The sequence below is a fragment of the Marivibrio halodurans genome, assembly GCF_017963645.1.
GTDB lineage: Bacteria > Pseudomonadota > Alphaproteobacteria > UBA8366 > Aestuariispiraceae > Marivibrio > Marivibrio halodurans.
The window spans coordinates 95,317-120,807 of the sequence record NZ_JAGMWN010000010.1 but is presented as its reverse complement, the minus strand read 5'-3'; the positions used below and the strand labels follow the sequence as shown (position 1 = coordinate 120,807).

The following is a 25,491-nucleotide window of genomic DNA, read 5'->3' as shown; positions in this document are numbered from 1 at the left end:
GAAATGCCGGATACGTTTATGCAGACTCGTCGAGTCATCTGCTGATTATTGCTTGCAGCCGGGGCGGGCCATACGTTTTGCGTCCCTATCGGAAAGCTTCTCCGCCTCATCCCCACCGGAACCGGAAATGAACGAAGCGCGGGACCCGCGGCGGCGGCAGGCGGAGCAAAGGCGCACCCGCCCCAAGGGGCCATATAATGAGCGATAGCTTCGCTCTGCCGCATTCATGGTGGGTTCAAAACAGCCGATTGAGTTCATGGGTTTGCCGGGAAGAAGGTGCCAACGACCCGTCCACCGTAATCACCTCTTCCATGAAGCCGCAGGTGTTTGGTTGGTTCGCCGGCGGGAATGAATCCGGGAGCCATGAGTAGGCCAAGTGCTCGTATTGAGACAGATCGACACGTCCCATGAGTCGGTCCTTGAAAATCTGATTGGTCGCGTAGGACGCCAGCACGTGGGATCGCTCGCGAGGTCTCCGGTCATGCCTTAAATACCGCATCGCGTCCTTTTCCACGGGCTCGAAATCGAACCCGACCGGAACCCGGAGGGTTCCGTCCTCCTGCCACATCGCCCATTCGGGCTCCAGGTCCTCTCCCAACCGATCGAAGGCAACACGAAGATATTCCCAGAACTCCGCCGTGTAGGGGCCTTCGATGACGTGGAACACATCCACATCATATCCGGTCAGTTCGCGGGGAGACGTGCAAACCGCCTGGAAGTCCTTGGTCAGGACGTTCCAGGCAAGCCATTCGTAGGCCCCGATCGCGGGTCGAACGAGGAGGATGAGGAGAACGAAGAGCCCAAGGTTCCATGCAAACCGTTCGAGGATTTTCCCAAGCCTTCTCATGCCCTGCCCCTAGTCCAGATCGCGCCAAGCGACGGAGTCGATTTCCAACTCCCCGTTCTTGATCTTGATCGTGGCGGTCATCTCCTGCCGCCAGGATGACTTGTTGTGATACTCCGCCGCGCGACCGTCATCTCGGAGCGCGTTCATAACGGGATAGGGCGACTCTTCCCCGTGGAAGTCGTATGGATCGTCCCACTCGTGCGTCACAATACCAGCCACAGTGATCCGGTCGCCCTTCCGTGTGGCGACGAATCCGTTGTCGTCCGTAGACTTGAAGTTGCTCGTACCGAAGGCGAGCGCCTCGTCCATTTCGCCACTGACCATATGGCCCGTCGTTCCCCGAATTGTGTTCCAAGCTTCCATGGACCCTTTGTGATTGGCGAAACCGTCCGGCGTCAGGTGGATCGTGTCGCCGTCCTTCATGGCGAGTAAGTCGCTGCGATAGTTGAATTGTGCTTTGGGGCCAGCGGCCGTTTTCCTTTCTCCATCGACGATCAGATGCTCAATAAAGCGTTCCCGGTTCTTCTCCTCAGCCTCCCGGATGAAGGGGCGCTCTCGCGCCTGATCGCGGCTATAGGCGCGGTCCTTGCCGGAGCCGTCTAGGAAATGGTCGAGGCTGTCGGCGGGATAGGGGCCGAGCCAGGAGAGCGCGTTCTTGAGGGAGGCGACATCCCGTCCCCGGTTCGGCTGGTTCCAGGGGCAAGCCATGGGCAACTGCGCGGTTCGCCTTGGGGAATGGCGGCGAGTCACCCGACAACCCGCACCAAGGGCGCGTCGTGAGCTTCATCGACCTAATTGCATTCAGTCGCGGAAAGTTGGGCGTCAAGCATCGCCTTAACGAAAGCCCGCTCTTCAGCCGAGTCATATCGTTCGGCAAGAATGTCGGACGTGTCGGCCCCGGCCAAGACATCGGACAGCGAGGATATCAGCTTGTAGCGGGTCAAGAGACCGGTTTCCTTCAGTTTACCGATCGACGCTTTCTTCGCCTCGCCCAAGTACCACGAAGCAACCTCCCGCCATCCATCGGGGCGGCATGGAGAGGCCATTGCGCTTTCGCGTAAGGCAAGTTCCCGTGGGTCGAAGCCCTGCCACTTCCACATCGGCTGGCCTCCGATCTCCTTCAGAAGGTCGGAATCGGGCGCGATGAGGGTCACATGTATCTCGCTTTGGCTCTCGTTTGCGCGATCCGCGATGGCGCCCGCCATCTTGACCGTCTCATCACAGCCCGATGGGAAGACATAGCTGATGCGCCGACCGGAGCCCCTCATAATGCCCGGTATGCGGAAATCCACGGCCCTAGCGTAGTCGAAAGCGGCGAGATAAACGATGCCGCCAAGGTCATCCAGATCGGCATCCGGATCCGTCCTCGCTTCGTCATAGGAGAAGGTCACCAAGCAATCGGCGACCGTCCCTTCAGGCAAATAGCGAAAGAAGAAATGCGCCCCGATCCGCGCATCAGGATCGGGTTGGGACCCGGCATAGGCCGGATCCCACGATGCCGGAACGGCCGATAGGATCGCCGGGATGGCGACACACAGCGCGGCGGCAAGCTTTCGGCGCATGGTTCCTGTCTCCGGCATCTATTTGAGCTCAGTGACGCGTCGACCCTGTTGCGGGAATATATTGATATCGACGCCCGCGCTGTTTCCATTATATGTGGGGTTTGGCGGGACAACGATATCGACCCGATATCTGCCCGACCCACTTTCAAACGGCGGCTTCAATGTGATGTCTTTGCTGGCATTGAATAAGATGTTGCCGCCATGCTCATTGCGCCTTGGATCTTTACTTTCCCAAGTCTCGGACGACCACAACTCCTGCACAACATTGCCCTTTTCGTCGATCTCAGACCATCTCGCGTAAAATCGCAAACCGTCCGCACCAAAGGTCGCTGAGTGCAGACCGATCTTTACCGCCCCTTCCGTTTCGAATGAGAAATTGTTGCGCCTGCCACCGATCGCGGGCTTCTCCTCCCACTTATACTCCTGCTCCTCGGGCTGGCTTGCTTCACTCGCGCCGTCGTCCTCGGCGCTGTCCGATTGGCGCATAGACTCAACGTCCGGAGGGCGCACTTCGTCAGAGGCGCCCAAGACTTGGCGTCCGGCTTCTTCCAGCGCCCAAGCACTGGGGTTTGCCCATGCCTCCTTTTGCCTCATGCCATTGTTCGCGACTTGGGTCGTTTGTTGAAGAAGAGGTTGGACGAGGTCATCGAGCTTCCGCTCCGTCTCGCCGCCGGGCAGGGAGAAGCCGTCGCGGGCGAGGCCGAAGGCGCGTTGGAAATCTTGCAGGCCCCAGAGCAGATCATCGTCCGGCGTGGGGTCGGCTCGCCTTGCCTTGTCGGCGGGATAGTGGCCGAGCCAGGAGAGCGCATTCTTGACCGAGACGACATCCCGTCCCCGGTTCGGCTGGTTCCGGCCGACGCCGGTCGATCCTTTCGGCGATGGCGCCGACCTCCGCCCTCGGGTCATGCGGCGGGCGGGCGGTGCTGCCGGAAGAAGCGCTGGCCCCGGAGGCGATCTTGTCGCCGTCCAGGCGGATGCGGGCGAGGCGCGCCTTGACCGTGGCCTCCGTCGGGCCGCCGGGGCGCGCGATGCCGTCGACGGTCAGGCCGTTCTTCTTCTGGAAGCGCTTCATCCCCTCGAACATCGGCGTGTCGGGATAGGGGGTCATGCCATAGGAGGGCAATTCGTACTCTCCCAGGCTGCCGAGCGCGCCCTTCATGGCGAGGACATCGTTGCCGTCCGCGTTGGAGGAGGGGGCGAGGGGCTGGTTCAAGCGAAAATCGAACATGGCGTCCATCCTATAGGTCGATGACACGTGCCGGCGCGATACGGCGCGCGCTCGCGCCGGGTGCCGCCGCCCTGGTCCGCCCGAATCGGCGAAACACTCATGGCGCGTGTTCGTTGCGTGGTGAGATTTTATGTAGCACCGGAAAACGGAACAAGCAATATGATAAGTGTCTTTATACTGATATATGAGAACATAATAGGATATATAAATCCGTCGGGAAACTGAGGGCGGCGTGCCCGGCCCTCGCCCTAGCTCTAGGTACACAACCGTCCTGGTCAGGAATTCATGCCTTGCAGGCAACGAGAGCTTGGCGCCATCGTCCGCTCCGGTTCATCAGCATCATGGGCCGCAGCGACAGCAGGCGAAGCAAAGGCGCACCGCCGCAAAGGGCCATCTATCGGACGCGGGCCGCCGAAATAATCCTCATTGGCGATCAGCGTAGGCAACAGTGCCATTCTCTAACGGTCTCTACCGCACGCATAGATAAGCTTTTCCCGGCACCTTCCGTTTTGGAGAAGCACATGCAGAAGCAAATTCTTTAAGGCGGCTATGTCGCCGCCCCCCCCTTGGGGCATCTCCATGTGCCCGGCCAAGCATGACGGCATCATTTCCAAGGAAAGCTTCTGGCGCATTCAGGCGCGTCTCAAGGAACGACCAATCACGCCGATGCGCAAGGACATGAGCGTAGACTTTCCGCTACGCGGGCGGGACCACAGCAAGGGCAAGCGCCACCCTATTATTTCTGTCGCCACCGGGACCGTGAGACGCCCGGGAAAACCATTCCTGCGGCCAAGCTGCATGCATGACTCGAAGAAGTACTAGAAGCCCGCGCCTTTGTCGGCTTCGTTGAGGCCATATTCGCCGGGGAGCGGGACGGTTTGGCGCGCCTGGGGCCTATTGTACGAAGACGAGCGCCACCAAGGCGAAGGAACTGGAGCGAAAAGCCTATCGCGGCGCGCCCTTTTGCGGGCGTGATTGAACACCCGATGCGATTCCTCGCGCCCCCCTTACGAAGGCTGGAAAACCGGGGGACAGCCTGGGCGAAATCCGGTCATTCGCTTGCCGTTCAAAGAGCCCGTGGCTATGCCCGTGAAATCGGTTACTTGAACACCAAAAAACCCAATGTCTTTGGGCTCTTGGTATAGTCTGGCGATGTCAGGAAAAGGAATGGTGCCGCCTGCGTGACTCGAACACGCGACCCCCGCATTACGAATGCGATGCTCTACCAACTGAGCTAAGGCGGCTTTCCGTTCGGCGGGCGGCGTTGCACCCCTTCACCGGCGGACGCGGCGGAAAATAGGGGGAGCGTCGCCATATTGCAAGCGTGGAGAATGGGGCAAGCGTGCAGAATGGTGCCGGGACGGAAGAACGGCGCGGGGTGGGGCCGGGCATCGCCGTCCCACCGCGCACCCGCGCCGTTCTTGCCGATCCGATTCAGCGCGGCGCCAGCACCATGACCATCTGGCGGCCTTCCATGTTCGGATTCTGCTCGACCTTCGCCTTGTCCGCCATCTCGTCGCGGACGCGGTTCAGAACCTCGAGCCCCAACTCCTGGTGCGCCAGCTCACGACCCCGGAAGCGCAGGGTGACCTTCACCTTGTCGCCCTCGTCGATGAACTTGTGCATCGACTTCATCTTCACATCGTAATCATGCTGGTCGATGTTCGGCCGGAACTTGATCTCCTTGAGCTCGATCGTCTTCTGCTTCTTCTTGGCTTCGTTCTTTTTCTTCTGCTGTTCGTATTTGAACTTGCCATAGTCGAGGATCTTGGTGACCGGCGGCTTCGCCGTCGGAGAAACCTCGACGAGATCGAGTCCGGCCTCCGCGGCATGCCGCATCGCGTCCGCGACGGACATGACGCCGAGCTGCTCGCCATCCTGGTCGATCACGCGCACCTCCGGCACGCGGATCTCCTCATTGACGCGTGGGCCCTCCTTGGTCGGGGGCGGAGCGTAGTGGGGTCGACGTATGGGGTCCTCCTGGGGCCATCTTTCGGGCCCGCTGTCGTGGTGTCAGGGTAAAATTCGGTAACGGGTCGTCCGGGAGCGACCGACTTGTCAATCGCCTCCCGGCATCACCGCTTCTTCTCTCAGGATAGTAAGCGCTTCGTCAAGCGCAAGGATTTCCTGTGCCTTGCCGCCCAATCGGCGCATCGCGACGGTGCGTTCATCCGCCTCGCGCCGGCCGACGACCAAAACGGCCGGAATCTTTGCCAGCGAAAGCTCGCGGATCTTGAAGTTGATCTTCTCGTTGCGCAGGTCCGTCTGAACGCGAAGTCCCGCTTCGCGGCAGGCCGTGGCGACCTCCCGCGCGTAGTCGTCGGCCTCGTTCGTGATGGTCGCGACCGCCACCTGGACCGGCGCCAGCCAGGCCGGGAAGCGCCCCGCGAACTGCTCGATCAGGATGCCGATGAACCGTTCGAACGAGCCCACGATCGCCCGGTGCAGCATGACCGGGCGGTACCGCTCTCCGTCCTCCGCCATGTAGGTGGCGTCGAGACGCTCCGGCAGGACGAGATCGACCTGCAGCGTACCGCACTGCCAATCGCGGCCGATCGCGTCGCGCAGCACGAATTCGAGCTTCGGGCCATAGAAGGCGCCCTCCCCCGGATTGAGCGTGAAGCTTGCCCCCGCGGCGGTGGTCGCGGCCTTCAGCGCCGCCTCCGCCTTGTCCCAGGTCTCGTCCGAGCCGGCGCGGACCTCCGGCCGGTCGGAGAATTTGATGCGGACATCCTCGAAGCCGAAATCCTTGTAGATCGACATCAGAAGATCGATAAAATCCTTCGTCTCCGCCTCGATCTGATCCTCGGTGCAGAAGATATGCGCGTCGTCCTGGGTGAAGGCGCGCACGCGCATCAGCCCGTGCAGGGCACCGTGCGGCTCGTAGCGGTGGCAGGAGCCGAACTCCGCCATGCGGATCGGCAGGTCGCGATAACTCTTGATGCCCTGCTTGAAGACCTGGACATGACCCGGGCAGTTCATCGGCTTCAGCGCGAGGTGGCGCTTGTCCTCCTGGCGGCCGGCACCGCCCTCGTCCACCTCGGCGATGAACATATGCTCCCGGAATTTGTCCCAATGGCCGGAGCGCTCCCACAGCGCGCGGTCGACGAGCTGCGGCGTCTTCACCTCGACATAGCCGGCGCGTTCCTGGCGCCGGCGGACATAACCCTCGACCATGCGATAGAGGGTCCAGCCCTTTGGATGCCAGAAGATCGAGCCCTGCGCCTCGTCCTGCATGTGGAAGAGGTCGAGCTGCCGGCCGAGCTTGCGGTGATCGCGCTTCTCCGCCTCCTCAATGCGCAGGAGATGGGCTTTCAGTTCCTTCTCGTCCCGCCAGGCGGTGCCGTAGATGCGCTGAAGCTGCGGGCGCGAGGCATCGCCGCGCCAATAGGCACCGGCCAGCTTCATCAGCTTGAAGGCCGTGCCGAGCTTACCCGTCGTGGGCAGGTGCGGACCCCGGCAAAGGTCGATCCAATCGCCCTGCCGGTACATCGTGATTTCCTCGCCCTCGGGCAGTTCCCAGACCCATTCGGCCTTGAAGCTCTCACCCTGCTGCTCGAAGAAGCGGGCGACGTCCTCGCGGCTCCACACCTCGCGGCGGATCGGGACATCGCGCGCGACGATCTCCTTCATGCGCTGCTCGATCGCCTCGAAATCCTCGGTCGAGAAGGGCTCCTCGCGATGGAAATCGTAATAGAAGCCGTCCTCCGTCGCCGGGCCGAAGGTGATCTGCGTGCCGGGATAGAGTTCCTGCACCGCCATCGCCAGCACATGGGCGGCGTCATGGCGGATCAGCTCCAGCGCCTCGTCGTCCTGGCGCCGGATCAGTTCAAGCTTCGCGTCATGCTCGATCGGGCGGTTGAGATCCCATTCCGCGCCGTCGACCTTGGCGAGGACCGCGGCCTTGGCGAGACCGGGGCCGATCTCCTCGGCGACCTGCTGCGCCGTCACGGCGCCGTCATAGGATTTCACGCTGCCATCGGGAAGGGTCAAGGCGACCATGGCCTTTTCGCTCCTTTCCAGTCCCGTCCACCAAACGGGGCACTGTCTAAAGCGGCGTCCAGGGCGGCCCAAATCTCTCCGGCGGAGAGGGGCGGATAACCCGGGCGCGATATCGGTGCGCTTCGTTGTCGTTCGAACCCCGCCTCGCCCCAACCAAGGGCGGCGAACGGAATCCCCGATTAGGAGTCCGGCATGAACCGACCGGACCCGCGAATGGCCGCCTTGTAAAGCAAAGGGCGGGCGGTATCAACCGGCCCTGCGCCGGCGATGCCCGCCCGCCCCGCGGCGAAACCGATCCCTTGACCGTCAGAGCGTCTTCACACCGTCGAGGAACTGCTCCACATTGGTTTTCATCTCCGTCGACCGGTCGCCCAAGACACGCGAGACCTTGAGAAGCTCCTCGGAGGCGATGCCGGTTTGCTTCGACGCCTGGGCGACGCCGTCGATATTGGTCGCGACCTCCGCGCTCGCCGATGACGCCTGACCGACATTCTGACTGATCTCGTCGGTCGCGGCCGCCTGTTCCTCGATGGCGGAGGAAATGGAAGCGGTATATTCGTTCACCCGTCGCACGACCTCGCTGATACTTTGCACGGCGGCGGCGGAGAGATTGGTCTCGCGCTGCATTTCCTCGATCTGGGCGCGAATATCCTCGGTCGCTTTCCCCGTTTGCGAAGCAAGCGACTTCACCTCGTTGGCGACCACGGCGAACCCCTTGCCCATCTCACCCGCCCGGGCGGATTCAATGGTGGCGTTGAGGGCCAGCAGATTGGTCTGCTCCGCGATATCGTTGATCAACTGCGTGACCTCGCCGATCTGCCGGGCGGCAATTTCGAGACGGCGTATCTTCGCCTCCGCCTCCTCGGCCGTGCGGGCGGCCTCGCTCGCGATCTCGGAAGCGCCGGTGACCTGACGCGCGATCTCCTGGATCGAGGACCGCAGCTCGTCCGACGCGGCGGCGACCGTCTGCACGTTGGTCGAGGCCTCCTGCGAGGCGGCGGCGACCGCGCTCGACTGACGGTCCGTCTGTTCCGCGACGGCGGAGACGTCCTCGGCGGTGCGTTTCAGGTCCTCGGCGGAATGGGAGAGCGCGCGAATGACCTCGCGGCTCTGACTGTCGAAGCCGGCGACGAGTTCCTCCATACGCTTGGCCCGCGCTTCGCGCTGGCGGACCGCCTCCTGCTCCTTGACGCGGAGGTCCTCCGCCTGCTTCTCGGCGGCCACGCGCTCGATCGCGGTGCGCTTGAACACCTCGACCGCGGTCGCCATCTCGCCGACCTCGTCCTTTTGGTCCCGCGCCGGCACCTCGACCGTGTTGTCGCCGTCGGCCAACCGTCTCATGGCGGCGGTCATCGCACCGATCGGACCCGCGATGCCGGTGCCGATCAACCAGGCGAGCAGCAGCCCCAGCAACAAGGCGGCCAACGCGACGACGGTGACAAGGGTGACGACGGTTTCGATCAGGGCGGCCGCCTTCGGACCCAATGTGTCCTGGTCGCGCACCGCGGCCGATACGAATTCATCGGCAACGGCCATGACCGCCGGTCCGATGACGTCAAGCTCCCCCTCGACCGCCTCGTTACGGGCGGTCGTGGTCTCGTAGACCGCCTCGACCCCCTCCTTGTATGTGACGATCCCTTCGATGACCTCATCGACGAGACGACGATTCTCCGCCGTGACGAGGACCGACTTCAACGCGGCCACATGCTCCTGCACGGCCTCGAATTCACGGATGACGCGCTCGAAATCATCGCGTTGGTTGCTGTTGAGGAACTTCTGAACGAAGAGACGTGCCAGGAGATAGCTTTCCTCGGTGCGCGCCGCGCGATAGGACGCATCGGGATCGTTGCTGTCATGCGTGTTCTCGACGATCGCGGCCAGTTTCTCGCGCAGGACCGGGCCGAGACGGTCGAGCGTGCCGCTCATGATCGTCATCCGGCGATCGGTCAGATGGACCGCGGTTTCGAACGCGTCGGCATAGCGTGCCGCCTGCCTGTCGATGCCGTCCATGACTTCGATATCCGCCGGCGATTCCAAGACCTCCCGGGCCTCGGCCGATGCCGTGCCGACATCCGCCACCGCGCTTCGCACCGTATCCGCCCGCGCCGGCGTCGGCGTGACCAGATAGGTCTTCACGGCGATGCGGGCCTGCATCATCGCATCGGAAACCTCGGCGCTTTCAGCGGACTTACGAGCCAGGGCACGATAATCCAGAAACGTATCGCCGGTTTGGTTCAATCCGAAGACACCGCCACCGCCCACGAGCAGTAGAAGCAAGAGAACCGCCCCGAAGCCGCCGAAGACCTTGCTCTTGATGCGAACGTTCCTGAAGAGCCTCATCGCACGCTCCATATCCATGGCGTTAAATCTCGTGCGAGTATATACTAAAACACTAAACTAAAAGTTAATGTTTCAGGCAATATGGGTCGATATGCCTAGAAACGGGCATCCGATCGCATTCGGTTCTTTGGCCAAGGCCGGGCCAGGCCGGGCCAGGTCGGGTCGGAAACGGTGAAGGACGCGGCGTCCCGCCGTTCAAAGCGCCTTCACGCCGTCTAGGAAACTCTCCACGCTGCGCTTCATGTCGCGGGCGCGCTCATCGAGCGAGTCCGACACCTGACGCAGGGATTCGGACGCCGCGCCGGTCTGTTTCGACGCCTCGGCCACGCCTTCGATATTGCTCGCGACATCGGCGCTGGCGGCGGAGGCTTGGGAGACATTGTGCGCGATCTCGTCGGTCGCGGCCGTCTGCTCCTCGATCGCGGAGGAGATCGAGGTGGTGTATTCGCTGACCTGCCGCACCACGGTGCCGATGGAATGCACGGCCTCGGCCGACTGACGGGTCTCGCGTTGCATCGAATCGATCTGGCGGCGGATATCCTCGGTCGCCTTGCCGGTCTGCTCGGCCAGCGACTTCACCTCCTGGGCGACGACGGCGAAGCCCTTGCCGGACTCGCCCGCGCGGGCGGCCTCGATGGTGGCGTTGAGGGCCAGCAGGTTGGTCTGCTCCGCGATATCGTTGATAAGTTGCGTCACCTCGCCGATCTGGGCGGCGGCCTGTTCCAGATGCCGGATCTTCTCCTCCGCGTCGCCGGCGGTCTCGTTCGCCTGACCGGCGATCTCGGCGGCGCCGCTGACCTGACGCGATATTTCCTGGATCGAGGCGCGCAATTGCTCGGACGCCGTCGCGACCGTCTGCACATTGGTCGACGCCTCCTGGGACGCGGCGGCGACGGCGGTCGATTGACGATCCGTCTGCTCCGCCACGGTGGAGACATCGGTGGCCGTGCGCTTCAACTCGGCCGCCGATTCCGTCAGGGCGGCGACCACCTCCCGGCTTTCGGTGTCGAAGCCGGCAATGATCTCCTCCAGCCGGCGCGCGCGTTCCTCGCGGGCGCGGACGGCTTCCTTCTCCTTCTCGCGCATATCGGCCTCGCGGGCCATCGATGCCTCGCGCTCGATCGCGTTCTGCTTGAAGACGTCGACGGTCGCGGCCATTTCGCCGATCTCGTCGCGATAGTCGCGGGCCGGGATCTCCACCGCATGATCCCCATCGGCGAGCCGGCGCATGGCGGCCGTCATCTTGCCCACCGGTTTGGCGATGCCGGAGCCGATCAGCCAAGCCAGCGCGCCCCCCAGCAGCAACGCCACCAGCACGGAACCGCCGACGATCATATTGGCGCGTTCCATGAAGGCGCTGGCCTCGGCCCCCATCTCGTCCTGGGTTTTCTGGTTGTCGGTCACCATCCAGGAGGTCAGCAGCATCACTTCCGGCCCGAGGACCTTGAGTTCCTCGCGCAGGATGGTGTCGCGCGCCGTGATCGCCTCATGTATGCCCCCCAAGGTTTCGGCGAAGTCGCGCACATCGCCGATAACACCGCGCAACAACCGGCGGCTCGAGGGGTCCTTGATTTCACGCAACAGAACCTGCGTGTCACCGCGCACCGTTTCCAGCGACTCCACCGCGGCATTGTAGTCGGCCATGTTGTTGTCGAGCAGGAATTCCTGGCTGTTCAACCGGGCGGTGAGATAGGCTTCCTGCATGGTGCCGGCGCGGTATGTCGCCTCTATATTGCCCTCCGCCAAGGCGTTCTTCATCACTTCCCGGAAGGTTTCCGCGATCGCGGGGCCAAGCTCGGCCAAGGTGCCCTCGACGATCTCGTTCCGCCGCGCCTGCTGCTCGACCATCTTGTCGAAGGCTTCGCCATAGCTGGCGACGCGCGCGACGATATCCTCCAATGTCTGGATCTGGTCCGGCGTCGTCATGGCGGCCAGCGCCTTCTCGCCCGCGCGCTCGGTTTCCGCGACCGCCTTGCGGACGGTTTCGGCATTGGCGGCGTTGGTCGCGCCGATATAGGTCTCGACCGCGATCCGGGTACGCATCATCGCCGCCGAGACGTCCGCGCTGGCATTCGACTGCTGCGCCAGGCGCCGATATTCCGTGAAGGTCGTTCCCCCCATCATCAGCCCGTAGGTGGCGAACCCGCCGACCACCAGCAGCAGGGCGAGGACCATGGCGAACCCGCCCAGCGTCTTCGTCCGAATGCGGAACATCTTCAGCGGATTGGGTACTTTGAAACGAATTCGCTTAAGTACGGGCATCGGTATCTCCTCGCGAGCCGGTCTCGGTCGTCCGGGATGAAGCCACGCCGAACAGGGCGGCGGTCACGGGCGGTATCCCGCCTCGCGGCACGGGGCGTCGTGGCATGGCGTGGTGTGGCGTGGCTGGAAACAAGAATCGGCGACCCGAACGGCCCCCCCCCATCGGCAATGATCCTTCCGGATGCGTGCGCGCGCCCTCCCCGTGCGCCCCCCGGCGGATGATAACGGGTCCAGTGTGCGGCGCAACATCGGCCGGGAATAGTAGTAGCCGATCCGGCAACGGGACGGAACCGACGATTGCGGATCATTCTCATCTCATTGCGACATTTCCGATGAATCGAACCGCCGCGCGCCCTGGCATGCCGCCTTCCCGTGGTGACCGCATGGGCGGCTGCCGGATGCCCGGGGGGTTCCCTGTCGGACCGGCCCGTCAGCAAGAATGCGAGGCGCGCCGGGTCCGGATTCTCATCGCTCGACACCCGCTCGCAGGTCGGCCGCCGCGTGCGCGACCACGTCGATATCGAGATCATCGAGCCGGTCGACCCGCATGATCTTCACCGCGGCGCCGCGCTGGCCGCAGAGCGCCGGATCGCTGGCCGCCCCATAGAGGACAAGGCAGGGGCATCCCGCCAACGCGCACAGATGCATCGGGCCCGTGTCGTTGCCCACGGCCAGGGCCGCCCGGCGGGCGAGCGCCGCGAGCGTCAGCACATCCGTCCGCCCGGTGAGATCGATGGCCGCCGGACAGGCCCGCGCGATCGCGTCCGTGGCCTCCGCGTCGGCGGCGGTACCGATCAGAAGCGGTGTCATCCCCTGCCCGGCGAGGCGCCCGGCCAGATCGGCATAGCGCGCGACCGGCCAGCGCTTATCCGGCCGGTGCGCCGCCCCGCCCGGCACCAACAGGGCATATCCGCCGCCCGGCGCCGCCTCGGGCAAGTCGAGGCCGGAGAGATCGCCCGCCATCCAACCCAGATCCGGCGGCGGCACCTCCGCGATGCCCGCCCGGGCGAGTTGATCGCGCTGCCGGTCGATCGTGTGCATCCGATCCCGGGCCGGGTTGTCGTGGGGATGGGAGCATCCGCGCGCGATTCCCGACATCGGCGGTCGGCACGGCCACATCAGGTGCCACATGAAGGAGGACCGATCGGACGTTTGCAGATCGTAGACCATGTCGAAACGCCCGCCGATCAGGCGCCGGCGCAGTGCCAGCCAATCGCCGGGGCGGCGCGAGCGCCGCGTCGTCCAGACATCGTCGAACCAACCGCAGCGCCTTCCCAGCGCCTCGAAGGGCGGCGTGGTCAGCAGGGTCAGCCGCGCGGCCGGATGATGCCGGCGGATCGCCTGCATCGGCCCCAGCGCCTGGACGAAATCGCCCAACGCGCCGAGCTTGATCACCAGGACCCGCGTCACCGCCGCGCCCCCCATCATCCCGGCGCCACCCGTCATCGCGGCGCGGTCAGCGCCCATCGGCTCGCGCGCCGAGCAGCTCGTCATAGACCGCCAGGGTGTCGGCGCACATCCGGCGCTTGTCGAAACGCGCGCGCGCATTCTCGACCGCCTGACGGTAGAGATGGTCGCGCGCCTGCGAATCGAGGCGCAGCGCGGTGTCGATCTTGACGGCGAGATCGAACGGATCGCCCGGATTGAACAGCCAGCCGGTCCGTCCCTCGACCACCTGTTCCGGCGCGCCGCCATGGCGCGGGGCGACCACGGGGCGGCCCATCGCCTGCCCCTCGACCGCGACGCGCCCGAAGGCTTCCGGGTCGAGCGAGGCGGAAACCACGACATCCGCCAGCTTCAACGCCGCCGGCATGTCGTCGCAATCGCCGACCACATGAACCATGTCCGCGACGCCGAGCTTGCGCGCCGTCGCCTCGACCTCGCGCTGATAGGCGGTACGCCCCTGGGCGGAGCCGACCAGCAGGCAACGCACCGGCCGGGTCTCCAATTCCTTCAAGGCGCGCAGCAGCAGCAACTGCCCCTTCCAGCGCGTCAACCGCCCGGGCAGCATCACCACCGGCATGCCGTCCGGCAGGCGCCACCGGTCGGAAAGACGGATCACCCGCTCCGCCGAGACCTGTTCCGAATCGTAATGCCCCATGTCGATGCCGCGCGGAATGACGCGGATGCGCGCGGTATCCATCATGCCGCCATAGTTCCGGCGCATATGGTCGGCGATGAACTCGCTGATCGCGATCACCCGGTCGCCGCGCGTCATGACGGAATTGTAGCGCCGCTTCCCCGGAAAGCCGAGATTGTAGGTGCCGTGGAAGGTGGTCACCATCGGCGTGCCCGTGCGCCGCGTCGCCCACCAGGCGCTCCAGGCCGGCGCGCGCGAGCGCGCATGGACGATATCGACCGCTTCCGCCCGGATCAGCTCGACCAGCCGGTCGGCGTTGGCCCGCATGACCCAGGGCCGCTTGCTGGCCATCGGCATCTCGATATGCTCCGCCCCGGCCCGGGTAAGCTCGCGCACCATCGGGCCGCCCTCGGACACGACGATGGAGCGGAAGCCGGCGGCGGCCGCCGCCGCCGCGACATCCACGGTGCCGCGCTCCACCCCGCCGGTCACCAGGGAGGGGAGAACCTGAAGCAAGGTCGGCCCGCCGCGTGGCGGGCGGCGTTCGGCCCGGCCCATGGAGGCCGCGAAGGTCGCGGCGAAATCGGTTGCGTTTTGGGGGCCGCCATCGGCCATGCTAGGGATCCTCGACCGGTACAACATGCCGCGACATCAGGAGGCCTGCCCCGGAATGGACATGCACGACCAGATCCTTCATCTCGCGACGGCGGACGGCGGGAAAATCGCATACCGTCACGAACCCGGCAAGCATCCGGGACTCCTCTATCTCGGCGGCTTTCATTCCGACATGGAAGGCAGCAAGGCAAGCTTCCTTCACGCCCGCGCGGCGGCGGCCGGAATCGCCTTCACCCGCTTCGATTATCGTGGGCACGGCTCCTCCTCCGGCCGGTTCGACGAGGGGACGATCGGCCTATGGGCGTCGGACGCGCTCACCGTGCTGGACCGTGTGTGCGACGGGCCGACGATCCTGATCGGATCGTCGATGGGGGGCTGGATCGCGATGCTGCTCGCCCGTGCCCGGCCGGAGCGCGCGCGGGGCCTGATCCTGATCGCGCCCGCCCCCGACTTCCCGCGCCGGCTGATGCTGCCAGAAATGCCGGCGGCGGCGGTCGAGACCCTACGGCGGGAGGGACGCTGGGACATGCCGAGCGCCTATGACGAGGCCGGCTATCCGATCACCCTGCGGCTGATCGAGGAATCGGCCGACCACGAACTCCTCGACGGTCCGCCGATCCCCATCGGCGGCCCCGTCCATATCCTGCAGGGCACGGCGGACGAGACGGTGCCGCTCTCCCATGCGATGCGGGCGCTCTCGGTGCTGGAGGCGCCGTCCGTCACGCTGGAGGCGATCAAGGGCGGCGACCATCGCCTATCGACGGCGGGGGATCTGGCCCGCCTCTGGAGCCGGGTCGGAGAAGTGCGCGACGGGTCGGGTGTGTCGGGTTAGGGCGCGCCCGGAAAAGAAAGCCCCCGCCCCCCGTGCAGGGGGCGAGGGCGGGCGAGAGGGGCCAGGGGGAGGCTTGCAGGGGTGCCCCCTCCCGCCCTCTTCACGCTCCCGGGTTCTCCAGAGGTGTGTCCTCCAGAGGCCAGTTCCGGGGACCGCCGGACCGGGGCCGATCCGGCGGCGGGAACTCCCGGGGGCGTTCGGACAGGAACGTTAGGACGCCTGCCGCCACTCGGCCTCGCTCACATCGACGCCGATCGCCTTCGCGACGCCGGCGCCATAGGCCGGGTCGATCCGGTAGAAATGGACCAGCGCGCGCTTCTTGATGTCCTCCGGCACGCCGGACATGTGGCGGCCGATATTGCCGAAGAGCCGCCCCTTCTCCTCCGCGGAGAACAGGTTGAAGAGCGCGCGGGGCTGGGCGTAATCGTCATTGCCCACGCGATGATCGTAGCGGTCCGCGTCGCCGGAGATACGCAGCGGCGGCTCGCGATAGTCCGGATTCTCCTTCGGCCCGCCGAAGCTGTTCGGCTCGTAATAGGCGTCCGGATTCGGGAAGTTGGGGGTGAACCGCATCTGCCCGTCCTTGTGGTAGTGATGGACCGGGCATTTCGGCTGGTTCACCGGCATCGCCTCGTAATGCGTGCCGAGGCGATAGCGGTGCGCATCCGCGTAGGAGAAAACCCGCGCCTGCAGCATCTTGTCCGGCGAATAGCCGATGCCGGGGACGACATTGCTGGGCGAATAGGCCGCGTACTCGACCTCCTGGAAGTAATTGTCCGGGTTGCGGTTGAGTTCCAGTTCACCGACCTCGATCAGCGGATAATCGCCATGCGGCCAGACCTTGGTCAGATCGAAGGGGTTATAGGGCGTCTTCTCCGCGTCCAGTTCCGGCATCACCTGAACATACATCGTCCATTTCGGATATTCGCCACGCTCGATCGCGTTGAAGAGGGTTTCCTGATAGGTCTCGCGGCTGCGGCCGATCTCGCTTTCCGCCTCGGCATCGGTGAAATGCTTGTGACCCTGCCGGGTCTTGAAGTGGAACTTGATCCAGAACCGTTCCCCATCGGCATTGACGAACGAATAGGTGTGGCTGCCATATCCGTTCATGAACATCGGCGCCTGGGGAATGCCGCGATCGGACATCAGGATCGTCACCTGATGCATCGATTCCGGGCTTAACGACCAGAAATCCCACGCCGCCGTGGCCGAGCGCAGATTGGTGCGCGGGTGACGCTTCTGCGTGTGGATGAAGTCCGGGAACTTATAGGGGTCGCGCACGAAGAACACGGGCGTGTTGTTGCCGACCATGTCCCAATTGCCCTCTTCCGTATAGAATTTGAGGGCGAAGCCACGCACGTCGCGCTCCGCGTCGGCCGCGCCCTGCTCACCCGCCACGGTGGAGAAACGGGAGAGCACCGGCGTCTGCTTGCCGACCTCGGAGAAGATCCTGGCGCGCGTGTACTTGGTCACGTCGTTCGTCACCGTGAAGGTACCGTGCGCGCCCCAGCCCTTGGCATGGACGACACGCTCCGGAATGCGTTCGCGGTTCTGGTGCGCCAGCTTCTCCAGCAGTTGATAGTCCTGCATCAGGACGGGACCGCGCGGACCGGCGGTCTGGGCGTTCTGGTTGTCCGCGACCGGCGCCCCGGCGGTGGTGGTCATCACCGGGCATTGCCGTTGGGTATCCTTGTGCTCGCTCATGGCGTTTGGCCTCCTTATCCGACGTGACGGACATGGGGCGTGCCCGTCTTCCCCTTCAACATGGGTATAGCCAGATATATGGTAAAATCGATTATTCATATTATAATGATAGGAATTTCCTTTTAACGGAGCGGTGATCGTGAATCTGCGGGATCTCGCCTATCTTCGCGCGGTGGCGGCGTTCGAGCATTTCGGGCGCGCGTCGGAACGCTGCCATGTCAGCCAGCCGACCCTTTCCGGCCAGATCAAGAAGCTGGAGGAGGAGCTGGGGGTTACGCTGTTCGAGCGCACCAACAAATCCGTCCGGCCAACCCCGGTCGGCGCGGAGATCGCGGCCATCGCCGCCCGCGCGCTGGAGGCGGCGGACGATATCCGCCGCGCGGCCGCGGCTCATCGCGATCCGCTGGCCGGGCCGACGCGCCTCGGCCTGATCCCCACGATCGCGCCGTGGCTGGTGCCGGGCCTGCTGCCGGAGGTCGACCGGCACCTGCCGCATCTCGACCTGACATTGCTGGAGGAGATGACGGAGCCGCTGACCCGGCGGTTGCTGGACGGCGACCTCGACGCCGCCGTCATCGCGACCGCGCCGGAGGAGCGGGGGCTCGCGGAAATCCCGCTCTATGACGAGCCCTTCTGGTTCGCCATCCCACGCGGCCACCCGCTGGAGACCGCGCAGCGTATCCGCGCCACCGATATCGACCCGACGGAACTGCTGCTGTTGAGCGAAGGGCACTGCTTCCGCGACCAGGCACTCAGCTTCTGCCATCGCGCGCGGCCGGATGCGGCGGTGCGCGCCGACACGCGCGCGACGAGCGTGGAGACGGTGATGAACCTCGTCTCCGCCGGGCACGGCACGACGCTGGTCCCGGCGACGGCGGTGGCGCGCGGCTATTGGATGACGGATGCCGGTATCCTGGCCCGGCCGATCGAGGGGGCGACGCCCGGCTCCACCGCGCCGGAGGCCAGCCGGCGCGTGCGCCTCGTCCACCGCGCGGCCAGCCCGCGCACGGATCTTATGCGCGCGCTGGCCGCCGCGATCCGCGCGACGCTGCCGAACCTGGTCCGTCCGCTCGCCGCGTGAAGCGCGCGATTGAAGCGACCGGGTGCGCGCTTTACCCTTCGCGCGCCATGGATCAGCCGACAACCCAAACCGGCCAAGCCGACGACAAGGTGACCCCCATGATGGCGCAATATCTCGCCATCAAGGAGGAGCACGACGACGCGTTGCTGTTCTATCGCATGGGCGATTTCTATGAGCTGTTCTTCGAGGATGCGCGGCAGGCGGCCGCCGCGCTCGACATCACGCTCACCAAGCGCGGGCTGCACCGGGGCGAACCCATCCCGATGTGCGGCGTGCCGGTCCATTCGGCGGAAAGCTATCTCGCCCGCCTGATCAAGAAGGGCTTCCGCGTCGCCGTGTGCGAGCAGACGGAAGACCCGGCAGAGGCCAAGAAACGCGGGGCGAAATCCGTCGTCGCGCGGGAGATCGTCCGTCTCGTCACGCCCGGCACGCTGACCGAGGAGACGCTGCTCGACGCGCGCGCCCACAACTATCTGGCCGCGATCGCGCGGGCCGGCGGCGGCGATGCCGCGTCGATCGCCATCGCCTGGTGCGACATGTCGACGGGCGAGTTGGCCTGCCAGCCGGTGGCGGAACAGACGCTACCCGCGACGCTGGCGCGGATCGACCCCGGCGAGATCCTGATCCCGGAGAAGCTGGCCGAGGGCGGGACGCTGGCGGATTGGGACGCGCGCACCCAGCGCCTGCCCGACAGCCGGTTCGATTCGGTCAACGCGGAACGACGGCTGAAACAGCTTTTCGAGGTCGATGCCCTCGATGCCTACGGTGCCTTCGGGCGGGCGGAACTGGCCGCGCTGGGCGCGCTGGTCGATTATCTGGAACTGACCCAGGTCGGGCGCCTGCCGCGCCTCGGCGCGCCGGTCCGCATGGCCGAGGGCGCGGCGATGGAGATCGACCAGGCGACGCGCCGCAACCTGGAACTGGCCCGCACGCTCTCCGGCGATCGCAAGGGCAGTCTGCTCGACGCCGTCGACCGCACCGTGACCGGCGCGGGCGCGCGCCTGCTGGCGGAACGGCTGGCCGCCCCGCTGACCGACCCGGCGGCGATCGGCGCGCGGCTCGACGCCATCGGCTGGTTCCTGGACGCCGCCGGCGCGCGGGCCGATTTGCGCGAGGTGCTGCGCGGCGCGCCGGACATCGAACGCGCGCTCTCGCGCCTCGCGCTCAGCCGGGGGGGGCCGCGCGATCTGGCCGCGCTGCGCGACGGGTTGGCGTTGAGCGCGAAGCTGAAGGCCCTGATCGGCGGGGTGGAGACACCGCCCCCGGCGGAGATCGCGGGCGCGGTCGAGGATCTGGGCCTGCATGACGCGCTGGTCGACCGCCTTTCCCGCGCCTTGAAGGCCGACCTGCCGCCGATCGCCCGCGACGGCGGCTTCATCGCGCCCGGCTATGCGCCGAAGCTGGACGAACTCATCCGCCTGCGCGACGAGGGGCGGCGGCTGATCGCCAATCTGGAGGCGCGCTATCGCAAGGAATCGGGCGTCGAGACGCTTCGGATCAAGCACAACAACGTGCTCGGCTATTTCATCGAGGTGAGCGCGAAGGCGGCCGAGAAGCTCGACCGCGAGCCCTTCATCCACCGCCAGTCGATGGCGAACGCCATGCGCTTCACCAGCGTGGAGCTTAACGAGCTGGCCCGCGACATCTCGGAAGCCGGGGAGAAGTCGCTGGCCGTGGAGTTGGAGCTGTTCCAGGAACTGGTGGCGGAGGCGACGGCCGAGGCCGCCGCGATCCAGGCGGCGGCGGGCGCGATCGCGCGCCTCGACCTCGCGGGCGCGGGCGCGGAACTCGCCGCCGAGCGGTCCTATTGCCGGCCGGTGGTGGATGACGGCCTCGCCTTCCGGATCGAGGGCGGGCGCCATCCGGTGGTGGAAGCCGCGCTGGCCGCCCAGGCCGACCCGGAGCCCTTCGTCGCGAATGAGTGCGACCTCGCGCGCGAGCGGCGGCTGTGGTTGCTGACCGGGCCCAACATGGCGGGTAAATCCACCTTCCTGCGTCAGAACGCGCTGATCGCGATCCTGGCGCAGGCGGGCCTCTACGTCCCGGCCAAGGCCGCCCATATCGGGGCGGTGGACCGGCTGTTCAGCCGCGTCGGCGCGGCCGACGACCTGGCGCGCGGACGCTCCACCTTCATGGTGGAGATGGTGGAGACCGCGACCATCCTCAATCAGGCCAGCCGCCGCTCCCTCGTCATCCTGGACGAGATCGGGCGCGGTACGGCCACCTTCGACGGGCTTTCCATCGCCTGGGCCTGTGTCGAGCATCTGCACGAGGCGTCCCAGGCGCGCGCGCTCTTCGCCACGCATTATCACGAGCTGACCGCGCTGGCCGAGCGGCTGGACGCGCTGGCGCCCCATTGCATGCGGGTGAAGGAATTCGACGGTCGGGTCGTCTTCCTGCACGAGGTGGCGGCCGGCGCCGCCGACCGCAGCTACGGCATCCATGTGGCGAAGCTGGCGGGCCTGCCGCCCGCCGTGGTAGACCGGGCGGAGGAAGTGCTGCACGCGCTGGAGGCGGGGGAGCAATCGGGCGCCGTCACGCGTCTGGTCGACGACCTGCCGCTGTTCCGCGCCGCCGGCCAGCCGGCCCAGCCCGCGCGGGCGGAGGCGAAGGGTCCGTCGGAGGCGGAACAGGCGCTGGCCGCCCTGAATCCCGACGACCTGTCCCCGCGCGAGGCGCTGGAGACGCTCTACCGCCTGAAGGGCTTGCTGGACTAACCGCCCCGCATAAGCGCCTGGAGGCGATCGGCCGTGTCGTTCCGGCGGGGACGCCAAAGGCCCCGATCCTGCGCTTCCAGCAGGCGCGCGGCGATATCGCGCAAGGCATCGGGGTTGGCGTCCGCCAGGAAGTCCCGCACCGCCGCGTCGTCCAGATAGGCATCGTAGACCGCGTCGAAATGATGGTCCTTCACCGCCTTCGCGGTCGCGGCGAAGGCGAAGAGGTAATCGACGGTCGCCGCCATCTCGAACGCGCCCTTGTAGCCGTGGCGGCGCACGCCCGCGATCCATTTCGGATTGACGACACGGGCGCGCACGACGCGGCCGATCTCGTCCTCAAGGGTTCGAATCCTGGGGCTTTCCGGGCGGCTATGGTCGTTGTGATAGACCGCCGGTTGGCTGCCGGAGAGCGTGCGGACGGCCGCCGTCAATCCGCCCTCGAACTGATAGTAGTCGTCCGAGTCGAGCAGATCGTGCTCGCGGTTGTCCTGATTGTGCAGCACCGCCTCCACCCGGCCGAGGCGCCGCGCGAAGCCCTCCGCGTCCGGCCGCCCCTCCTGTCCGTCGCCGGAGCCCGCGCCATAGGCATAGGCGCCCCATTCGACATAGGCGGCGGCGAGGTCGTCGTCCGTCTCCCACAGCTTCTCGTCGATCAGCGCCTGAAGACCCGCGCCATAGGCGCCCGGCTTGGCGCCGAAGACGCGCGCGCCCGCCCGGCGCGCGGCCGCCTCCGCGTCCGTGCCCTCGGCTTCCAGCGCCGCGCGCTCTTCCCGCACGGCGGCGGCGAGCGGGTTGGTCGCCGCGTCCTCCTCCAGCGCCGCGACGGCGCGCGCCGCCGAATCGACAAGGTCGATCAGATTGGGAAAGGCATCCCGGAAGAAGCCCGAGATACGCAGCGTCACATCCACGCGCGGCCGGTCCAGCATATCGGCCGGCAGGATCTCGAACCCCGTCACCCGGCGCGAGGCCGCGTCCCAGGTGGGCTTCACCCCCATCAGCGCCAGTGCCTGGGCGATATCGTCGCCGCCGGTGCGCATGTTCGCCGTGCCCCAGCAACTCAGCGCCAGACGCTTGGGATAGGCGCCGTGGCTCTGGGCATGGGTCTCGACCAGAAGCTGCGCCGACTTCCAGCCGAGTGTCCAGGCCGCCGGTGTCGGCGTCGTCCGGGTATCGACCGAATAGAAATTGCGGCCCGTGGGCAGGACATCCGGCCGCCCGCGCGTCGGCGCGCCGGAGGGACCGGGCGCCACGAACCGCCCGTCGAGACCCGTCAGCAGCCCCGCGATCTCCGCCGGGCCGCAACGATCCACCGCCGGGGCCAGCCCGTCGCGGATCGCGCGCAGGACGGCGACGCCCGCCGGCTCGTCCTTCGCTTCGGCGCCATCCGTCGCGCCATCCGATCGGGGTGTCGGCGAATTATCTTGGGAATCATTCATTACATGATTGATGTAATATAATATCGAGGGCTCCGACTCTCCTTGCTCCCAGGCGCCCGAATCCGGGTGAAGACCGGTTTCTTCCATCATTTTCCGGGACTCGTCCCCCGGCTGCGTGGCGTTGGTTACCTTGGAGGAATCGGCGAACGTCCTATCAGCCATTACATAAAATGGGTAATTGTTCGAATCCGAGGCCCTATCGCCGGGGACGCCACCGGCCGATGCGGCATCCAGCGCGTCGAGCAGCGCGGCGGCGAAAAGTTCCAGCCGTTCCACCGTATCGCCCGCCGTGCGCCAGGGTTGGTCGGTGATTCCGTCCAGCGCCGCCGGCCGCGGTCCCGTCCAGGGGTCGCCCATCGCGCAATCCAGCGGGTCGAAATCCGTGCCGAGGGCGAAGTCGCGAGCAAGCGCGCGCAGCAAGCTTTCCCGCCCTTCCGCCGCACCGCCAGCGGTGCCGCCATCCCCGCCGCGCGGCAGGCGGGCGAGCGCCAAGAGCAGGTCGCGGCGCAGGCGCCCGGCCGGGCTGCGCCCGAAGATATGCAGCCCGTCGCGAATCTGAAGCTCCTTCAATTCGCAAAGGTAATTGTCGAGCTTGGCGAGCTTCTCGGCCTCCGCCTCGTCGCGCGCGATGCCGCAATCCTCGGCAAGGCCGATACGCTCGGCCAGTTCCACGATCTCGCGCCCCAAATGCTTCAGGCGACGCGGATCGACGCCGGCGGCCTCGTAATATTCGTCGACGAGCTGTTCCAGATCCTTGAGCGGACCATAGCTTTCCGCCCGCGTCAGCGGCGGGGTCAGATGATCGATGATGACGGCCTGGGCGCGGCGCTTGGCCTGCGTGCCCTCGCCCGGGTCGTTGACGATGAAGGGATAGAGATGGGGGACGGCCCCCAGGACCGCCTCCGGGAAACAGGCGTCCGACAGCGCCAGCGCCTTGCCCGGCAGCCATTCCAGATTGCCGTGCTTGCCCATATGGACCAGCGCATGCGCCCCGAACGCCTCGCGCAGCCACGCATAGAAGGCGATATAGCCATGCGGCGGCACCAAGTCCGGGTCGTGATAGGTCGTCTGCGGGTCGATATTGTAGCCACGCGCCGGTTGCAGCCCGATCGCCACATTGCCCAGGCGGAAGACCGGCAACACGAAGCGCCCGCAATCGACATCGCCCGGCTTGAAGAAGGGGTCGGCCTCCGCCGGGCCCCAGCGCTCGACCACCGCCGCCTGGACCGCGTCCGGCAGCCCCTGGAAGAACAGTTGATACTCCGCGAAGCCCAGGCTCTCCCGCTCTTCCCGTCCGGCGGTCGCGGCATTGGTCGGCCCCGCCTTCAGATGCGCGATCAGCGCATCGCCGTCGGCGAAGCCGCCATCGATCGAATAGCCCGCCTCGCCCAGCGCCGTCAGGACCTCGACCAGCCCGGCGGGCGTGTCGAGGCCGACGCCATTGCCGAGGCGCGCGTCCTTGTTCGGATAGTTGGCGAGGACGAAGCCGACACGGCGCGAGGCGACCGGCGCCTCCGCCAGCCGGACCCAGCCCGCCGCCATCTCCGCGGCGAAACGGCAGCGATCCGGCACCGGCTCGTATTCCACGATATCGGCCTCGACCGTCTCGTCGCGCCGGGCCGCGCCCTTGAAGCTGACCGCGCGGGAGAGGAGGCGGCCATCCACCTCCGGCAAGGCGACGTTCATCGCAATATCGCGGGCGGAGAGGCCGCGCGTCCCCTCATCCCACGCCGACCGCGCGCCACCGGAAAAGACGAGTTGAATCACCGGCCCATCCACCCCGTCGAATGGGGTTTCCGCCCGCGCCGCGCCGGGCACGGAAAGCGCGAAGCCGGTGCCGTTCAGCACCACCCGCGCGCCCCCGCGCTCCAGCAGATCGCGCACGGTCGCCGCGGCGACCGGGTCCTTCAGACTGGCGGCGAAGATCGGCAGCGCATCGAGCCCGGCCTTGTCCAGCGCCGCGATCATCGCATCGATGACGGCCGTGTTCCCGGCCTGGGCCAGGGCGCGATAGAAGATGACGGCCGCGCGCGCCCGCCCACTCGCGGGCAGGTCGTCGAGGCCCGGCCGCTCCACCCCCGGCCAATAGAGGCCGGCGCGCAGCAGCGGCGCCGGCTCCGCCCAATCGACGGCGGGCACACGGCCGATCAGATGCGCGGCATAGCGCAGCGCATGGATCGCATTCTCCACCCCGCCCTGAACGAAATACTGCCAAAGACGGTGCCCCTCCGCCCGGCCGAGGGCGCCGAGGCCCGCCAATTCCTCATCCGGCTGATCGTCACCGGGCAGCCAGACCACCGGAATCCCGGCGGCGCGGCAAGCGGCCGTCACCTCGTCCACGCCATAGGGCCAGTAGCCCCGTCCGCCGAGCAAGCGGCCGATCACCAGCTTGGCGCCGGGCAGCGTCTTCTCGACATAGAGATCGACCGAGAGATTATGGCCGAGGCGCATCAGATTGGCGCAGCGCAGGCGCGGCGCGTCCGGCTCCTCCGACAGGCGGCGGCGTTGGGCGGCGGCCAGCGTCGCGATCTCCGTGTCCGCCGCCGTCAGGATCAGGATGTCGCCCGGCGACTGGTCGAGATCGACCGCCTCCGACCCGTCATCCACCGCGCCCGGCGTCGCCGCCAAGAGATGCATCGCCTTCGGCCTCCCGCCTCGGTTCTCACGCCCTGATTGTCACATCCTGCTCCACGGGCGAGGGTTTTCCGCGATATCCCGGCACGCGGGTCGGTGCAAGACATGTGGAGGCGGCGCGGGACCCGATAAGGACCCGGACGGGAATATT

General features: G+C 66.3%; 16 protein-coding genes and 1 tRNA gene. 3 read left to right on the top strand and 14 right to left on the bottom strand.

The features are described 5' to 3' along the window. Nucleotides 1–235: 235 nt before the first annotated feature. The 12 genes from KAJ83_RS17100 to KAJ83_RS17045 form a co-directional block, all read right to left on the bottom strand. On the bottom strand, nt 236–847 hold the full coding sequence (locus tag KAJ83_RS17100; RefSeq protein ID WP_210683320.1) for a hypothetical protein: 612 nt from the start codon (nt 845–847) through the stop codon (nt 236–238). Between the two features lie 9 nt (nt 848–856). Next, nucleotides 857–1,561 (bottom strand): hypothetical protein, encoded by a 705-nt coding sequence (locus tag KAJ83_RS17095; RefSeq protein WP_210683319.1) that lies wholly within the window; start codon nt 1,559–1,561, stop codon nt 857–859. Between the two features lie 77 nt (nt 1,562–1,638). Beyond that, nucleotides 1,639–2,427, bottom strand: coding sequence for a hypothetical protein (locus KAJ83_RS17090; protein ID WP_210683318.1), 789 nt, complete (start codon nt 2,425–2,427; stop codon nt 1,639–1,641). Then, entirely contained in the window at nt 2,428–3,003 is a 576-nt protein-coding gene (locus tag KAJ83_RS17085) for a hypothetical protein (protein WP_210683317.1), read from the bottom strand. It lies immediately after the preceding gene. A gap of 145 nt (nt 3,004–3,148) precedes the next feature. Further along, on the bottom strand, nt 3,149–3,637 hold the full coding sequence (locus KAJ83_RS17080; RefSeq protein ID WP_210683316.1) for a peptidoglycan-binding domain-containing protein: 489 nt from the start codon (nt 3,635–3,637) through the stop codon (nt 3,149–3,151). Nucleotides 3,638–4,805: 1,168 nt separating this feature from the next. Then, nucleotides 4,806–4,881, bottom strand: a tRNA-Thr gene (locus tag KAJ83_RS17075). Between the two features lie 190 nt (nt 4,882–5,071). Next, a complete protein-coding gene (gene infC / locus KAJ83_RS17070; RefSeq protein WP_210683333.1) occupies nt 5,072–5,608 on the bottom strand; it encodes a translation initiation factor IF-3 in 537 nt (178 codons plus the stop codon). Nucleotides 5,609–5,695: 87 nt separating this feature from the next. After that, on the bottom strand, nt 5,696–7,639 hold the full coding sequence (gene thrS, locus KAJ83_RS17065) for a threonine--tRNA ligase (protein ID WP_210683315.1): 1,944 nt from the start codon (nt 7,637–7,639) through the stop codon (nt 5,696–5,698). A gap of 306 nt (nt 7,640–7,945) precedes the next feature. Further along, on the bottom strand, nt 7,946–9,979 hold the full coding sequence (locus KAJ83_RS17060; protein WP_210683314.1) for a methyl-accepting chemotaxis protein: 2,034 nt from the start codon (nt 9,977–9,979) through the stop codon (nt 7,946–7,948). Between the two features lie 195 nt (nt 9,980–10,174). Beyond that, nucleotides 10,175–12,241, bottom strand: coding sequence for a methyl-accepting chemotaxis protein (locus KAJ83_RS17055; RefSeq protein ID WP_210683313.1), 2,067 nt, complete (start codon nt 12,239–12,241; stop codon nt 10,175–10,177). 465 nt (nt 12,242–12,706) lie between these two features. Beyond that, nucleotides 12,707–13,708 carry a glycosyltransferase family 9 protein gene (locus tag KAJ83_RS17050; RefSeq protein WP_246484777.1) on the bottom strand — a complete coding sequence of 334 codons (1,002 nt, stop codon included), beginning with the start codon at nt 13,706–13,708 and terminating at the stop codon, nt 12,707–12,709. Next, nucleotides 13,698–14,936 carry a glycosyltransferase family 4 protein gene (locus KAJ83_RS17045; protein ID WP_343222046.1) on the bottom strand — a complete coding sequence of 413 codons (1,239 nt, stop codon included), beginning with the start codon at nt 14,934–14,936 and terminating at the stop codon, nt 13,698–13,700. The genes KAJ83_RS17050 and KAJ83_RS17045 overlap by 11 nt, the downstream gene beginning before the upstream one ends. 55 nt (nt 14,937–14,991) lie before the next feature. On the opposite strand from KAJ83_RS17045, the gene KAJ83_RS17040 reads away from it, so the two are divergent. After that, the gene (locus KAJ83_RS17040) at nt 14,992–15,768 is read left to right on the top strand and encodes an alpha/beta fold hydrolase (protein ID WP_246484775.1); all 777 of its coding nucleotides are present in this window, start codon (nt 14,992–14,994) and stop codon (nt 15,766–15,768) included. 210 nt (nt 15,769–15,978) lie between these two features. Here the strand turns inward: KAJ83_RS17040 and KAJ83_RS17035 are convergent, their stop codons facing one another. Next, nucleotides 15,979–17,472: a catalase gene (locus tag KAJ83_RS17035; RefSeq protein ID WP_210683312.1), complete on the bottom strand. Its 1,494-nt coding sequence runs from the start codon at nt 17,470–17,472 to the stop codon at nt 15,979–15,981. A 139-nt stretch (nt 17,473–17,611) separates the two neighbouring features. On the opposite strand from KAJ83_RS17035, the gene KAJ83_RS17030 reads away from it, so the two are divergent. Next, nucleotides 17,612–18,553 (top strand): LysR substrate-binding domain-containing protein, encoded by a 942-nt coding sequence (locus KAJ83_RS17030; protein ID WP_210683311.1) that lies wholly within the window; start codon nt 17,612–17,614, stop codon nt 18,551–18,553. 98 nt (nt 18,554–18,651) lie between these two features. Beyond that, nucleotides 18,652–21,270, top strand: a complete 2,619-nt coding sequence (gene mutS / locus KAJ83_RS17025; protein WP_210683310.1) for a DNA mismatch repair protein MutS — start codon at nt 18,652–18,654, stop codon at nt 21,268–21,270. On the opposite strand, the gene cobN is transcribed toward mutS, so the two are convergent. Then, nucleotides 21,267–25,343, bottom strand: coding sequence for a cobaltochelatase subunit CobN (gene cobN, locus KAJ83_RS17020; protein ID WP_210683309.1), 4,077 nt, complete (start codon nt 25,341–25,343; stop codon nt 21,267–21,269). The genes mutS and cobN overlap by 4 nt on opposite strands. Nucleotides 25,344–25,491 lie beyond the last annotated feature (148 nt).